Below are 14,722 nucleotides of genomic sequence, written 5' to 3' on the forward strand. Positions count from 1 at the left end.
GTACCATAATAACGTGTGGTTACGGATTAATTTCACCATAAATAGTGACTTAAAATCATACAGTTAACCCTCTATATTTAGATAGAGATCAGAAAAACAGCACGCCATACGTAAGCGTTTGGAAATCGGCTACAGTCTGTTGGTCAAGTAAACTATACTAACAGCCTATAGGTTGACGACTGGTCATATTCGTTAATTCTTTATTGATTCTTTGAGGTTTGGATTCTAACGAGTGCATAAACAAAAATATTTCAGTGCTACCTCTGCAATTTCTACTGTTACATGGCTGATCGTTGCCATGATGGTTGCGAGTATCTGCCTGATTACGTTTTTTCTACATGTTATTGATAACCAAAATAAAGCGGCGATGATTGGCCGATTTGAAGCTGCGACTAAACATGAGATGCAGCGCATGATGGATGTTTCTTTCGAGTACACCAACTGGGATTTAGGCTATCAAAAAACGGTTATCGAGAAGGATAAAACGTGGCAACAGCAAAACTACAACGATTACCTGATTCCACGTTATAAGTTGAGTATCGTTGCACTGGTTAAAACGGAACATCACATTGATATTCTTGGGTTAGAAGCGGGAGAATCGGTTGGAAACGCCATGTCCTTGCTCAATTCCCCTTCCATTAAGCTCAAGTTGGGCGCAGCGAGACAAAACAAAAGCGATTATTCTGGGATCGGATTTATTACTCTATTAAGAGGGTTTCCTTACGTTGTAGTCGCAGAACCTTTTACCGATGAAAAAACGTGGAAAGTTCAAAATCCAGCGCTGCTAGTGATGGCTAGGCGCTTAGATACCGACACCTTGGCTCAGTTTTCCAAAGACTATGATTTGCCCGCAGTCTGGCTTAAGCAAAATGAGACAAAGAGTGACGGCGTATGGCCAATGCATGAGCTCAATGGTATGACTGTTGCCTATTTGACGTGGAAAATAGACAAAGTCACTACGGCGTATGTTCCCTACTTAGCGCTATTTTTAATTTTGCTGCTCTCAATATCCCTGTTGATTGTCCGCAACGTATTAAAACGCGGAGAACGAAGCCGCAGCGAGTATGAAGAGGAACTTTATATCGCAGCGACGACCGATCCTCTCACGGGCGTGTATAACCGCCGTTATTTTACGGGCTACACAAAACATCAAATCAAACTCTATAGCAAGCTTAATCGACCGCTTTCTTTATTAGCGCTCGACCTTGATCATTTTAAGAACGTAAACGACACCTATGGTCACCATGTGGGTGACTTAGCACTCGTGCATTTTTGCAAAATTTGCCAAGAAGTATTGCGTGAGATTGACGTTCTAGGCCGCATTGGCGGAGAAGAGTTTGCCATCTTGTTACCTGGTTTAGATCTTACCGAAGCCACCAAGATGGCACAAAAAATTCGCCACTCCCTTTACGAGCAGCCTTTACACCATAACAAGATGTTTTTGATGCTAACGGTCAGTATCGGTGTAGCGGAACTCAAATCAGAGACGAATTTTGAGAAGCTGCTGCTGCAAGCCGATCAAGCCATGTACAAAGCGAAAGACAATGGTCGCAACCAAGTATGCGCATTTGAACACAGCCCAGTTGAAGAAGAGCAGTGATTAGAACACGTCATCCACAATCTGTTTAATCCAACGTATGCCTTCGATGACTAATTGCAGCGCGCTGTTCATACCTCTTTTTATCTCATGTGGTGATATATCAGAAAAGCGCTTAATTAAGCGTTAAATGATTATACTCATCTCATATAAATAAGAGCGAAGCGCATCACACTCGACAGGGTGTATCGTTAAGAAAAGAGATCGTACCTAACACATTTATATGGCTCTGTTTGTTAACGTAGTCCTTTTCCTATTGGCTGAGTAAATAAGATGAAAACCAACCAGATAATTCGATGTTTGGGCTTTACGATAGCATTGGCAGCAACCACAGCGAGCTTACCTGCCACAGCAGCAAACTTAACGGTATCACAACACTTTTCTATTTGGCCAAGCTCGGCCGAAAATGCAACGGCAGCAGAAACGGTGATTGAACGCAGCAAATCCCCTGCGGTTCATGATCGCGCTTGGATCAATATTAGCAACACTGAACTTCTCGCATTTCCCACACAAAAACCGAGCCGTTGCAGCATTATTCTCGCCCCTGGTGGCGGCTACCAACGAGTGGTATTTGATAAAGAAGGTATCGATATGGTGCCAGATCTTAACCAGCATGGATTGAACGTATTTATCTTGAAATATCGGCTTCCAAACGACTCCGCCTCTGACCGTGAGTGGCAACCACTAGAAGATGCCCAGCGGGCGGTGCGTTATATTCGTGCCCATGCGCAAGAGTGGCAACTGAATAATCAATGTGTGGGTGTGTTAGGCTTTTCTGCGGGCGGACAATTGGCATCAAGTTTAGCGACTCAGTTTGACCGAAAGGTTTATCAACCCATCGATACCACGGATACTTTTTCGGCTCGACCCGATTTTGTCGGCTTAATGTATCCCGTCATCACTATGGAAAAGAAATACGCTCACAACAGCACTCGTAAAATATTGCTCGGCAAATCGCCAACCACAACACAAATTAACGATCACTCTGCCGAAAAATGGGTCAGTGACACAACTCCCCCAACCTTTATTGGTTTAGCTAACGATGACAAATCGGTGAATCAAATGAACAGCATTCTGTTTTATGAAGCGCTTCATAAACACGATATTCCCGTTGAAATGCATATATTTCAAAGTAGTGGTCATGGGTTTGGTATTCGCAATGCCAAAGGCACCGCTAAAGAGTGGCTGCCCTTATTTACCCAATGGTTAAAACAAAATAATTTTGTTGGCTGATGAACATACCGCTTGGTTATTAATATCAAAGCAACCAACTGGGAATAATGACCTAATCTCCAATTTATCATTTGACTAAAAGAAGGGGCAGCTTGGTTGAGCCTCTTCTTTTGCACTCCCTACTTCACCACCGCTAACAAAAACAGCGGATAGACGGTATCTACTCCATCGCGATTCTCTTGGCGAATGTCATAGTAAGGTGCCGCTTTGGTTATGCTGAAGCCGGCTTGTTTCGCTTTTTGGCACAGTTCATCTAGATCGAAACCGTTATGACCATCAAAGTCGGGATTGTGTTTATGAAATGAACCATCTTCGGCATAGAGATCGGCTATCACTAACATGCCTTGCGCTTGCAGTTTTTGATAGGCAGCGGCAAAGAACTCGCCGACATTGTGAATATGGTGAAGGGTCATCAAGGTCACAATCGCTGAATGACTACCGGGAATATCAGCCAAACTTTCGACAAAATGGGTATGCACATTCGTGAGTTGGGCTTGCGCGATTTTCTGCTGCGCGATTTCGAGCATGTTATTAGACGCATCGGCGAGATGAACACACTGAAAAAGATCCCGTAATTGCACACCCAATAAGCCAGTGCCCGCACCAAAATCAACCACGCTATCATAACTTGCCAAACTCAACTGTTTGATTTGCTGCGCTGTTGCAGTTGCTCGCTCTATTTTGGCAGGGTTGTTATCCCACTCTGCGGCCACTGAATCAAAGTAATTATTCATCCTGAATCCTCCTATTGCGTCCCTTTTATAGACTCACTGCGTAATCTTGGTTTTAACGAATAAGTAATATGCATAACGTATCGCATTTTAGCCTCAAGGCAAACCGCCAACATCACCATCAGTGAGAAGTAAAAGTACCACTGAGTCATTAGTTGAACAGAAACGTGACTGTCCCCTTGCGGTTAGAGGCTCTACTGGTGATTGTCTCGGCGCAGCTCTGCAATTGATGGATCTGCTTATCTATTTGACCTTAATCGTACTTCGCTGAGTGAAATTATCGATATTCGTAATATAATCAAACCAATACACAGCTAACACAAAAGGATGAAGGATGAACGCACCGAGTTGGAATCTCTCTGTCGCTTATCAAGGACTGGATGATGGCAAAATTGAACAAGACATCACCCTCATCAGCCAATACATTGACGTGCTAAATCAGCATGTTACTGAGCGCCAGTCATTAAAAGTGATGCAAAATGCGATTCAGACGCGCGAAGCGGCAAGCACGCTATTATCAACCATCAGCACGTTTGCGTCATGCCACTCGTCAGTAGATGCTACCCATACTCGCGCCAAAGCGCTATCTGGTCGCATCGCCAAACTCAGCTCTGAATTGGCTCAGGCTTATACGCCGTATCAAGACGTGCTTGCTACTGCAAATCAAAACTTTATCGAGCAAGTGTTAAATCATGAAAGTGGCGATGTAGCAGGACAAGGCTTTTTGATCGCCTGCCTTCGCAAGCAGGCGCAAACCCAGCTAAGTGTTGAACAAGAGCAGCTGCTTTCTGCCATGCAGGTCGATGGCCGCGATGGATGGGGACGCCTTTACGATAACTTGACTGGCTCACTTCAAGTGACACTTCAACACGAGGATGGCACTCAAGAAGTGATGGGGTTTTCCCAAGCGGCCAGTATTTTGTACGGCACGGATTTTAAACGCCAGCCGCTGGCATGGCGCGCAATCCAAGCGTCGATGAAAACCCATCAAGAAAGTTTTGCTGCCATTTTGAACGCGTTATCGGGCTGGCGTTTGACTGAGTACCAGAAACGTTCAACTAAGCAGAAAGTGCATTTCCTTGACCCAAGTTTGCATCAAAGCCGCATTCAATTATCAACACTAGACGCCATGATGGTGTGCGCCAAAGCCAACCGTGAAGTTGGTCAGAAAGCAGGACAATTGATGGCCAAAGTGCACGGTTTAGACTCGATGAAACCTTGGAATCACTTGGCCGGCATGCCGAGCTTAACCGACCAAGCGCCAGAGCTTTACAGCTTTGACGATGCCATAGCGATCATTAAAGCAGCCTTTGTGGATGTTTCGCCCGAAATGGCCGGTTTTGTCGATACCATGATGGAAAATGGCTGGATTGACGCTGCACCAAGTAACAACCGCCGCCTTGGCGCTTACTGCAGCAAATTTGCGGCTACGCGCTCACCACTGGTGTTTATGACTTGGGGTGGCAGTCGTTCCGATCTTATGACCTTGGCACACGAGCTTGGTCACGCATTCCATAACTGGGTGATGCGCGACATGCCGCTGTGTGCAACTCGCTATCCAATGACATTGGCCGAAACCGCCTCGATTTTCGCTGAAACCATCGTTCGCGACTACTTGCTCAACAAAGCGCAAACTCGCGAAGAAAAGCTTGAAATGCTGTGGGAAGAGTTATCGTCGTGCTACGCACTGATGGTGAATATTCCGGTACGTTTTGAGTTCGAAAAAACGTTTTATGAGCAGCGTCAAAATGGCGAACTATCGGCAACCGAGCTTTGCGAATTAATGAGCAGTACTTGGAAAACTTGGTATGGCGAATCGATGGACAGAGCTGATCCGTATTTCTGGGCAAGCAAACTGCACTTTAGTATTTCTGAAGTGAGTTTCTACAACTACCCATATTTGTTTGGCTATTTGTTTAGTTTAGGTGTCTATGCTCAGCGCGCAGAAAAAGGCGCGGATTTCTACCCAAGTTATATCAGCTTGCTGCGTGATACCGGTTCGATGATGGCCGAAGAGGTGGTGCAAAAACACCTTGGTATGGATTTGAGCCAAGCAGATTTCTGGCAACAGAGTATCGATCGAGTTAAACAAAAAATCGATTTGTTTGAACAGTTACTTAACCGAAATTAAGCTCGACTTTACGTTTATTCCAATGCCAAGTGATTCCACTTGGTATTTTTTTATCGCCCGCAGCGGATATAAGAATCCTCCTATTGCGTCCCTTTTGTAGACTCACTGCGTAATCTTGGTTATAACGAGTAAGTAATATGCATAACGTACCGCATTTTAGCATCAAGGCAAACCGCCAACATCGCCATCAGTGAGAAGTAAAAGTATCACTGAGTCATTAGTTGGAACTGCCTCATTGAGCGCTTAAGAAAACGAGTGACACACATAATAAGAACAGAGGAGAACGTATTATGGAAATAGAATTTGTCGTGGCAGATTATAACAACGCTCAACATGGCAGCGATATTTGTGCATTAATGGACCAATACGCCCAAGATCCCATGGGCGGTGCAGAACCATTGTCGGAGTATGTAAAAAGTCATTTGGTCGCAGCGCTTGCTGAGCAGCCAAATGCCTTCAGCCTGCTTTGCTATGTGGACGGCAAAGCAGCAGCACTGGCTAACTGCATGCAAGGATTTTCCACCTTCAAATGCAAACCGCTACTCAATATCCATGATTTTATGGTTGCTCAGCAGTATCGGGGATTGAACTTAAGCCAGCGCCTGCTTGAAAAAGTAGAAGAGCAAGCTCGCCTAAGAGGTTGCTGCAAAATCACCTTAGAAGTGCTGACTGGCAATAAGCCAGCCCAAGGCAGTTATCAGAAATTTGGCTTTGCTGTTTATGAACTTGATCCGCAAATGGGTAAAGCAGAATTTTGGCAAAAGGTCTTAGCGTAACCCGCGACATAAAATATTATTCGTGATTAAAATTGACGCGTTATAAAAATAAAAGGAGTGCCAATGGGCACTCCTTTCGCGTCTCTTGCGTGCTGGCTTTAAACAGCGGTTTGAGCCTTAGATAATTCATACAACAAAGTGGCAGCTTGTTTAAAATTGAGCGCTTCTGGATCAAATTCGTCGCACCCCACTTCTTTCATCAATTTGACTAACGTATCACTGCTGCCCGCATACCCCATATCCCATTGAGGAAATACCCGACTTTCAATGCCTTGCACTCCCATAATCACCACAGAATGATGACGTTCATCCGCTGCAATGGTCAAAAAGAGATCAGTTACTTCTGCTGCATCGCCTTCTAGAATTTGCAGAAAGTAATTGTTGTCATAGCAAAGCATGCCGCAGATATCTTGATTGTGATTATTGGTGCGCGCTTTTTCCAAAATGGCTTTCATATCAGATAACGACATGTCACGCGTTGCTTGGCTGTAATAAAGCAAACGAATCAGTTTCATCACTCCACCTTTTGACCTGTTATGCACTATTTTAAAAAGTAGCCGAGTAAACCCCAAAGGGGAAAGTCTGTGATCAATTTTCTATTAGTCAGTACTCAAGAAGATTTGCAACCCTTGGCCCATTTTCAACCTTACAGAGAGGTGAAACTTGCCAAGATCAAAAAATGGATTCGTGATAATGCCTACGGTCTGGTACTGATTGACTTTGCCACCTGCGGCTATGAGATGACCTTTGATATCATTCGTTACACTCGCGTTATGCTGAGAAACCCACGAATTGGTTTATGGCTAGTGTGCGATCAAAGCGATGTCTTTGAAGTGGACAATCACACCCTATGGCCAGATAGGATCGTTCGGCTTCACGAGATTGCTCATCCCTCTTTCAGCGCAGCGATTCAAAACGAATTAAACCGTCAGTTTTCCAGTCAACAGCTTTTGCAAGAGCAGCAGCTTAATGTTGCGTTAATCTCCAAAGTAAACCAATTTAACCGTCGTGACTTAGTGGTACAGGCCTCGTTAACTGAGTTTGTTGAGGCACTCGATATCTTTTGTCAATCCACGCAGACCTATGTCGTCAAACCCAATAAAGGGCAAGCAATTCCCAAGGTATTTGGTCTCACCGAGAACAAAGAACAATTAGTCGCTCTTCCTGCATCGCCAGATTCACTTAACTCAATACTCGATAAAATACAAAACAGCGATTTACCTAACATTGTGTTTCCCGACTCAGCGCAAACGCAAACCGCGCTGGTGTTTCCAATCATGATCTTTGGTGAACGCTTTTGTACCGTCATTTGCTTGGTTGATAGTCACCATGCCGACCACCTTTCTGTATCACGAGTTAAGATCATTGAAGAAGCCGCCTCTCAACTGCGCATCAGCTTAGAGAGTTTAGAAGCCCAGCGACGCATGAAATTTCACTATTCTCGGCTGAAAAAGACCCTCTCTGAACTGCAGAAAACCAAAGAGCATCTTGTGCATTCAGAGAAAATGGCAACGGTCGGACGCCTTGCAGCTGGCATAGCCCATGAGATCAACAACCCCTTGAGCGTTGCACTGGGAAACTTCACGCCACTAAATCACTACGTTGATTCCATGCTGTCGCTGATTAAAATGCACGATGACATCATCGGATCGCTCCACCAGCAAGGCACGCTGCCCGATGCGGACAAGCTATCAAAATTCAAACAGGATAACGATCTGCAGTTTATGTGTGATGACCTTTCTGCCGTGATTGAAGATTCTAAAGCGAGCCTAGTTCGAGTAAAAAACATCGTGGCCGATCTCAGCTCATTTACTAGTCAATCTGATAATCCATTTGCACCATTTAGCGTCTATGAAGCGTGTCAGGACGTGATTAAGCTCCATCATTATTCAAGTGGCAATAAACTCAAAATCGACAATTTGATTCCCAAAGACACTCAATTACAAAGCGACCGAAGCCAAGTTTCGCAAGCGATAAACCATATTTTGGAAAACGCAATTGAAGCACTAGAAGGGCAAAATGATGGCCATATTGAATTCACAGCGCGGCAAGAGCCGCAAGGATTAACGATTTTAATTCGAGATAACGGCCCAGGTATGTCACAAGAGATGATCAAACATGTGTTCGATCCCTTCTTTTCCACAAAAGGCCTAAAAGAGGGGCGCGGCTTAGGGCTATCGGTTACCTACCATTTGCTAACGAAGTTAAACGCAAACATATCGATTGAAAGTGAAATAGGTCAAGGCACCCAAGTTATTTTGCAATTTACTCCAAGCATCAACCCAAAATCGTCATGATGAGGCATAAAAAATATGAAAAAAACCACACTAACAAAAAAGTACGTACTTACATTTTGTAAGTGTTAGTGGCAAGCTAGGTTTCAACAAACAAACAATAACAGTTCCTTGGAGGACATTATGATTGGTGTAACAGGTGCAACAGGTCAATTAGGTCATTTGGTTATTGAACATCTTTTAAAAACGACTGCAGCGAATAACATTGTTGCTTTAGTACGCAATCCACAAAAAGCGACAGCATTGAAAGAGTTAGGAGTAGAGGTTCGTGAAGCCGATTATACAAAACCCGCCACGCTCACTACTGCGTTTGCTGGGCTCGATAAGCTACTTTTAGTCTCTTCTAGTGAAGTGGGTCAACGTGCCACTCAGCACCAAAATGTCATCGATGCAGCAAAAGCGGCTGGCGTGAAACTGCTGGCTTACACCAGTATTTTGCATGCCGATACCTCGCCGCTATCATTGGCGCAAGAGCACGTTGCAACGGAAAACTATTTGCGTGCAGCCGATGTTCCTTACGTTGTGCTACGTAACGGTTGGTACACAGAAAACTATTTAGCAAGCGTTCCTGCAGCCCTTGCAAACCAAGCCTTTATTGGCTGTGCAGGCGAAGGCAAAATCAGCTCTGCCTCTCGTAACGATTATGCGCAAGCTGCCGCTGCCGTGCTTACAAACAGCGCGCCTCAAGCTGGCAAAGTGTATGAACTGTCTGGTGACGAAAGCTATACCCTCGCAGAACTCAGCGCCATGATCAGTGAAGAATCAGGGAATACCATTCGTTACGTTAATATGGCAGAAGCGGATTTCGCTAAAGTATTGGAAGGCGTCGGTATTCCTGCACCATTTGCAGCAGTATTAGCCGATTCTGATACGGGTGCAGCGAAAGGTGGTCTATTTGATGACAGCCATACCCTGAGCAAATTGATCGGTCGTCCTACCGACTCATTGCGCTCTTTAGTCAAAGCTGCGCTGTAATTGCAGCGAGTGATTGTCCTAACATCTCTGTCCTAAGCAATTGAGCACAATGATAAAAGCCAGACCATTAAGGCCTGGCTTTCTTTTGTCCCGCACCGATAAAGTTACTCAGTGAAGTTCATCGCTTCATTCATCACGTGGAAGATGTAGTTTTGTTCCACCGCACCTTGGAACAAATACGCTTGAGGACCCCGTGCGAAAATGGCAACGTCTTCACCAGAGTGAGTTTCTGAAGCCAACTTAAGCAGTGATTGTTGATGGTAGTTCACATCCAACACCTCTTCTTCAGTCGGGTTAGGACGGTTAGCCCCTGCCGTTGCGACTGCGCCTGGACCATTACCGTACATCAACGTGGTATAACGTTTGCCGTAATCATCGAGGTTATAACGTCCATTTTTCTTCGATAGTCCAAGGATTGGGTTACCGCGATCAGCATAACCATTGGAGATAAAAGTATGCGCATGGTCGGCAGTGACAATCACTAAGGTATCTTTTGGATTGGTTTTTTCTAGCGCTGCTTTTATGGCTTGGTCATAAGCCACGGTTTCAGAAAGAGCACGAGCGGCATTGCCATCATGGTGGGCATGGTCAATTCGACCGCCTTCCACCATCAACACGTACCCCTCTTTTTTCTGAGACAGTAAATCAATCGCTTTACTGGTCATTTCCGCTAATGATGGTTCTTCATCTTTACGTTCAATGTCGTATTTCATGTGGCTTGGTTCAAACAAACCAAACACCGGTTGACCATTGGCTGCGATTTGATCAAAACCTTTTTTATCATAAACATATTGGCCTTGCGGATGAGCGGTTTCCCATTCGGCAATCAAATTGCGGCCATCTTTACGTTTACCTTTACTGCCCTCTTCGTCAACGACGGTATTCGGCAGGAACTGACTGCGACCACCGCCAAAGACCACATCCATGCCTTTACCACCATTAAAGGTCAAAAGCTGCTGCGCAATGTCCTTACATCCCTGATTTTTCGCAATATTGGGCATAGCAGCATCGTTTTCCCAGTCGCGGTCAGCGGAATGAGAATAGGTTGTTGAAGGCGTAGCATGGGTAATACGCGCCGTAGAAACAACGCCTACCGCTAAGCCTTTTTCTGCCGCCATTTCCCAAGCAGTTTTCGCTTCATGACCCAAAGCGGTATTACAAAAACCGCGTTTGACGTTATCGTCAACACTGATGACACCCTGCTTGGTTTTAATGCCCGTGACCATGGCAGAAGCCGTACCTGCAGAATCTGGGGTTTGCGCATCGGTATTGTAGGTTTTTGATAAAGCGACGTTAGGCATAGTTTCCATGGTCAGACGATACTCTTCACCCTGTAAACCTTGCAGTTGACCTGCATAAATACGCGCCGCGGTAATCGTGCCGATACTCATGCCATCACCGACAAACAGAATGACGTTTTTCGCCTTCTTATCGATTGGTCGGTTGGCTTTTGCTTTCGCAATATCGCTTTTCGCCTGTTGATACCACACATCATTTTTTTGTGGGTTGGTCACCTGAACCTGACTTTGCGTTGCGCTACAGCCGACTAAAGTTGCAAATAGACTGCTAAGGGCAATAATTTTGGTATTAATCACGAAACACTCCGTTTTTCTAGATTATTCACTCTAATAAGTAGCGGTTATTAAACGATGATTTTCATGACGGATTCGTGACATGTTGATGAAGCTTCTATTGCCCTACTTGTGTTTGCTGTTGCATCGACATTAGGATGAATTTCCTCTTGAATGATGAAGCCAGCCAATATGCAGCGACCACTATTGAGATTTATCTTCTTGCTTACCTGCTTGTTATGTTTTTCCACACCAGCACAAACCGGGCCTCAAGTGCTGGATTGGGATGCACTGATTCCTAAGCAGTCCACACCTGTAACATCATCGACAACGACGATTGTTAACCACAACGGTGAACGTGCTCCACAAAAGATCGATGTGGCGTATCGAACCGATCTCGATGGTCAGCGCGTTAAAATTCCTGGTTTTGTTATTCCTTTAGAAGGGGATGATAAAGTGGTCACCGAGCTGTTATTGGTTCCCTACTACGGCGCTTGTATCCATGTGCCGCCACCGCCTGCCAACCAAATTGTGTATGTGAAGTTTAAACAAGGCGCACCACTACAGGGGTTGTGGGACACCGTCTATATCGAAGGAACCTTATCCGTGCAGACAACCCAATCTGAACTGGCTCAAGCTGGATATTTATTAGATGGCATCAAAGTGACTGCCTATAAAGAGACAAATTAATTCGTACACCATAATGATGAGTGATGTTTGATTATGCAGTGTAAACATCCAGAATAGATTCATTTCATTGATTTTATTGTATTTATACTTAACAAAAATTCACTGCAAAAAATGATTGGAGTATTAGGCAATAAATCAACAGTATCTGGCTAACGTTTAACCAGTCGTTCCCAGTAGAGTATGGCTCATAGAGAATGTGCCTTCGTCAGAAGGAAACATCTGATTTACACGAGATGGATTTTGCAAAATCTGTCCCTAATGAGGAAAACTCACTATGAACAAACCGACTCAACATAATGTCACTATGGCGCAAACCGACACGCTTGACGAAGGTCGTCGCAACATGATGAAACTGACTGCCGGAGCCAGCATTGCCGCATTAGGCATGAGTTCTTTGGTTGCCAATAAAGCGTTCGCTGCAACGCCCGTACAAATGACCCAAGAGTGGGATAAAACCTTCCCTAAAAGTAGCCAAGTGGACCACAAAAAAGTGACCTTCACTAACCGCTATGGGATTACGCTCGTTGGCGATTTATACACGCCGAAAAATGCCACTGGTAAGTTGGCAGCTCTGGTACTTTGTGGTCCTTTTGGCGCAGTTAAAGAACAATCTTCTGGTCTGTATGCGCAAACCATGGCAGAGCGCGGCTTTGTCACACTGGCGTTCGACCCTTCATTTACCGGCGAAAGCGGTGGTGAACCACGTAACGTCGCCTCACCCGACATCAATACTGAAGACTTCAGCGCTGCGGTAGATTGTATCGGCACTCAAGCCCATGTAGATCGTAATCGTATCGGTGTGATTGGGATCTGTGGTTGGGGCGGTATGGCACTTAACGCGGTGGCGATTGATAAACGTGTCAAAGCGGTTGTTGCTAGCACCATGTATGATATGACGCGCGTCATGTCAAAAGGGTATTTCGATAGCACTACATTAGAACAACGCACTGCCGCATTAGAACAACTTGGCGAACAACGTTGGAAAGATGTCGATGCTGGCCAACCCGCTTATGGCCCAGTCTCTTTGGAACTTAAAGGTGGAGAGCCACAATTTGTGGTGGAATATGCTGCGTATTACAAATCGCCTGAAAGAGGGTTTCACCCACGCGCCGTAAACTCCAATGCGTCTTGGACATTAACCACTCCATTGTCGTTTATGAACATGCCGATTTTGACTTACATCGCGGAAATTTCACCACGTCCAGTACTGTTTATCCATGGTGAAAAGGCACACTCACGCTACTTCAGTGAAACCGCATATGCAAATGCTAAAGAGCCAAAAGAGTTGATGATCATTCCCGGTGCAAACCACACAGATTTGTACGATCAAACGGATATCATTCCATTCGATAAAATCACGAATTTCTTTGCGACACATCTAGCCTAATCGTTGCTGTGCTGTGAAGGTAACGCCGTAGCAGTAACAGTCGATACCTCACAAGAAAGGTCACTTAAGCGCCAACCCAGCCAGTATGTTCCATGGCTGGGTTTATTTGTTGCTGTCGCCGACCTTATATCAACTCGCCCTGCATATCAGAGCTCGCTTAGCCAAGCGCCCATTCAACCGCCTTGGCCGCGTGAATCGCCGTGGTGTCATAGAGTTTGACATCGGTATCAGCTTGTTGCACCAGCAGCGCAATTTCAGTGCACCCCAAAATGATCGCTTGCGCCCCTTTGGCATGCAGGTCGGCAATGATGTCGAGGTAGACCTGTTTTGAAGACGCATTGATGATACCAAGGCAGAGCTCATCAAAAATAACACGATGAATCTCTTCACGTTGCCGCTCATTAGGTACCAACACTTCCATACCAAATTGGTCAATCAGACGAGACTTATAGAAATCTTGTTCCATCGTAAAGCGCGTACCAAGCAATCCCACCTTGGTGATGCCATCGGCTTTGAGCTGCTCACCGGTGGCATCCGCAATATGCAAAATAGGAATCGAAATGTGCTGGGCAATTTCTGGGGCAACTTTGTGCATGGTATTGGTACAAATCAACACAAAATCGGCGCCACCGGCTTGCACAGCTTGGGCCGCTTGTCCCAATATTTCGCCCGTTTCAGCCCACGCACCACTACGTTGACGAGACTCAATTTCATCAAAATCGACGCTGTAGAGACAGATTTTTGCCGAATGCAAACCACCGAGCTGCTGCTTGATACCTTCATTGATCGCTTTGTAATAACTTTGAGTGGATTCCCAACTCATTCCACCGATCATGCCTACCGTTTTCATTGCCAACAATCCTTTTCGTCATCATTAATCAAACGCTTACCTAAGCCTAATACCTGATCATTGCTGTAACCCAACTTGTCATAAAAAGCGATGACCTGCTCATTGCTCGTTCGCACCTGCAAGTTGATTTTCGGACAGCCTTGAGCCAATAACAACGCTTCTACCGCTTGCATTAAAGCACGGCCTAATCCGGTTTTCTGCGCGTTAGGGTCGACAGCAAGATAGTTAATCCAGCCGCGATGGCCGTCGTATCCGCCCATCACCGTCCCGACTACTTTGCCATCGACTAAACCAACCAGAAACAGCTCAGGGCTGTGCGCCACCTTACGTTCAATGTCTTTAGAGGGATCATTCCAAGGCTTCACGAGCCCACATGTCTGCCAAAGTTCAATGACGGCAGTGTGGTATTGAGATTGGTAAGGCTTGATATTCATGGCGCGGCAATCCTTCTCTTAGCTAGTCTTCGAATAACTGGCTCTATGAGTCA

Annotated in this window: 13 protein-coding genes; 8 read left to right on the forward strand and 5 right to left on the reverse strand. The window is 45.3% G+C overall.

The genetic code is table 11. The features are described 5' to 3' along the window. Positions 1-232: 232 nt before the first annotated feature. Positions 233-1,600, forward strand: coding sequence for a diguanylate cyclase (locus tag OCV11_RS22395; RefSeq protein ID WP_261896670.1), 1,368 nt, complete (start codon positions 233-235; stop codon positions 1,598-1,600). 270 nt (positions 1,601-1,870) lie between these two features. After that, complete coding sequence (locus OCV11_RS22400) at positions 1,871-2,830, forward strand: alpha/beta hydrolase (RefSeq protein WP_261896671.1); 960 nt, start codon at positions 1,871-1,873, stop codon at positions 2,828-2,830. Positions 2,831-2,949: 119 nt separating this feature from the next. Here the strand turns inward: OCV11_RS22400 and OCV11_RS22405 are convergent, their stop codons facing one another. Further along, on the reverse strand, positions 2,950-3,564 hold the full coding sequence (locus OCV11_RS22405) for a class I SAM-dependent DNA methyltransferase (protein ID WP_261896672.1): 615 nt from the start codon (positions 3,562-3,564) through the stop codon (positions 2,950-2,952). Between the two features lie 331 nt (positions 3,565-3,895). On the opposite strand from OCV11_RS22405, the gene OCV11_RS22410 reads away from it, so the two are divergent. Then, on the forward strand, positions 3,896-5,692 hold the full coding sequence (locus OCV11_RS22410; protein WP_261896673.1) for a M3 family oligoendopeptidase: 1,797 nt from the start codon (positions 3,896-3,898) through the stop codon (positions 5,690-5,692). A 290-nt stretch (positions 5,693-5,982) separates the two neighbouring features. After that, positions 5,983-6,468 (forward strand): GNAT family N-acetyltransferase, encoded by a 486-nt coding sequence (locus OCV11_RS22415; protein WP_261896674.1) that lies wholly within the window; start codon positions 5,983-5,985, stop codon positions 6,466-6,468. A gap of 98 nt (positions 6,469-6,566) precedes the next feature. Here OCV11_RS22415 and OCV11_RS22420 read toward each other — a convergent pair whose 3' ends face one another. Then, positions 6,567-6,983 (reverse strand): BLUF domain-containing protein, encoded by a 417-nt coding sequence (locus OCV11_RS22420; RefSeq protein ID WP_261896675.1) that lies wholly within the window; start codon positions 6,981-6,983, stop codon positions 6,567-6,569. 69 nt (positions 6,984-7,052) lie between these two features. On the opposite strand from OCV11_RS22420, the gene OCV11_RS22425 reads away from it, so the two are divergent. Next, positions 7,053-8,765, forward strand: coding sequence for a sensor histidine kinase (locus OCV11_RS22425; protein ID WP_261896676.1), 1,713 nt, complete (start codon positions 7,053-7,055; stop codon positions 8,763-8,765). Positions 8,766-8,885: 120 nt separating this feature from the next. After that, the gene (locus OCV11_RS22430) at positions 8,886-9,737 is read left to right on the forward strand and encodes an SDR family oxidoreductase (RefSeq protein WP_261896677.1); all 852 of its coding nucleotides are present in this window, start codon (positions 8,886-8,888) and stop codon (positions 9,735-9,737) included. A gap of 104 nt (positions 9,738-9,841) precedes the next feature. Here the strand turns inward: OCV11_RS22430 and OCV11_RS22435 are convergent, their stop codons facing one another. Then, positions 9,842-11,332 (reverse strand): alkaline phosphatase, encoded by a 1,491-nt coding sequence (locus tag OCV11_RS22435; RefSeq protein ID WP_261896678.1) that lies wholly within the window; start codon positions 11,330-11,332, stop codon positions 9,842-9,844. Between the two features lie 150 nt (positions 11,333-11,482). On the opposite strand from OCV11_RS22435, the gene OCV11_RS22440 reads away from it, so the two are divergent. Together OCV11_RS22440 and OCV11_RS22445 are read left to right on the forward strand one after the other, a co-directional pair. Further along, a complete protein-coding gene (locus OCV11_RS22440; protein WP_261896679.1) occupies positions 11,483-11,998 on the forward strand; it encodes a DUF3299 domain-containing protein in 516 nt (171 codons plus the stop codon). Between the two features lie 274 nt (positions 11,999-12,272). Further along, positions 12,273-13,385 carry an alpha/beta hydrolase gene (locus tag OCV11_RS22445; RefSeq protein ID WP_261896680.1) on the forward strand — a complete coding sequence of 371 codons (1,113 nt, stop codon included), beginning with the start codon at positions 12,273-12,275 and terminating at the stop codon, positions 13,383-13,385. A 157-nt stretch (positions 13,386-13,542) separates the two neighbouring features. On the opposite strand, the gene OCV11_RS22450 is transcribed toward OCV11_RS22445, so the two are convergent. Both OCV11_RS22450 and OCV11_RS22455 read right to left on the reverse strand, forming a co-directional pair. Then, positions 13,543-14,235: an aspartate/glutamate racemase family protein gene (locus tag OCV11_RS22450; protein WP_261896681.1), complete on the reverse strand. Its 693-nt coding sequence runs from the start codon at positions 14,233-14,235 to the stop codon at positions 13,543-13,545. Next, on the reverse strand, positions 14,232-14,669 hold the full coding sequence (locus tag OCV11_RS22455) for a GNAT family acetyltransferase (protein WP_261896682.1): 438 nt from the start codon (positions 14,667-14,669) through the stop codon (positions 14,232-14,234). The genes OCV11_RS22450 and OCV11_RS22455 overlap by 4 nt, the downstream gene beginning before the upstream one ends. Between the last annotated feature and the right edge of the window lie 53 nt (positions 14,670-14,722).

The sequence above is a fragment of the Vibrio porteresiae DSM 19223 genome (assembly GCF_024347055.1).
Taxonomy (GTDB): Bacteria; Pseudomonadota; Gammaproteobacteria; order Enterobacterales; family Vibrionaceae; genus Vibrio; species Vibrio porteresiae.

Bases quoted from the DNA above. Each gene is read 5' to 3' on its own strand.
- OCV11_RS22400 (WP_261896671.1), top strand. From the start codon at position 1,871: ATGAAAACCAACCAGATAATTCGATGTTTGGGCTTTACGATAGCATTG.
- OCV11_RS22445 (WP_261896680.1), top strand. From the start codon at position 12,273: ATGAACAAACCGACTCAACATAATGTCACTATGGCGCAAACCGACACG.
- OCV11_RS22440 (WP_261896679.1), top strand. From the start codon at position 11,483: ATGATGAAGCCAGCCAATATGCAGCGACCACTATTGAGATTTATCTTC.
- OCV11_RS22415 (WP_261896674.1), top strand. From the start codon at position 5,983: ATGGAAATAGAATTTGTCGTGGCAGATTATAACAACGCTCAACATGGC.
- OCV11_RS22405 (WP_261896672.1), bottom strand. From the start codon at position 3,564: ATGAATAATTACTTTGATTCAGTGGCCGCAGAGTGGGATAACAACCCT.
- OCV11_RS22455 (WP_261896682.1), bottom strand. From the start codon at position 14,669: ATGAATATCAAGCCTTACCAATCTCAATACCACACTGCCGTCATTGAA.
- OCV11_RS22410 (WP_261896673.1), top strand. From the start codon at position 3,896: ATGAACGCACCGAGTTGGAATCTCTCTGTCGCTTATCAAGGACTGGAT.
- OCV11_RS22450 (WP_261896681.1), bottom strand. From the start codon at position 14,235: ATGAAAACGGTAGGCATGATCGGTGGAATGAGTTGGGAATCCACTCAA.
- OCV11_RS22430 (WP_261896677.1), top strand. From the start codon at position 8,886: ATGATTGGTGTAACAGGTGCAACAGGTCAATTAGGTCATTTGGTTATT.
- OCV11_RS22420 (WP_261896675.1), bottom strand. From the start codon at position 6,983: ATGAAACTGATTCGTTTGCTTTATTACAGCCAAGCAACGCGTGACATG.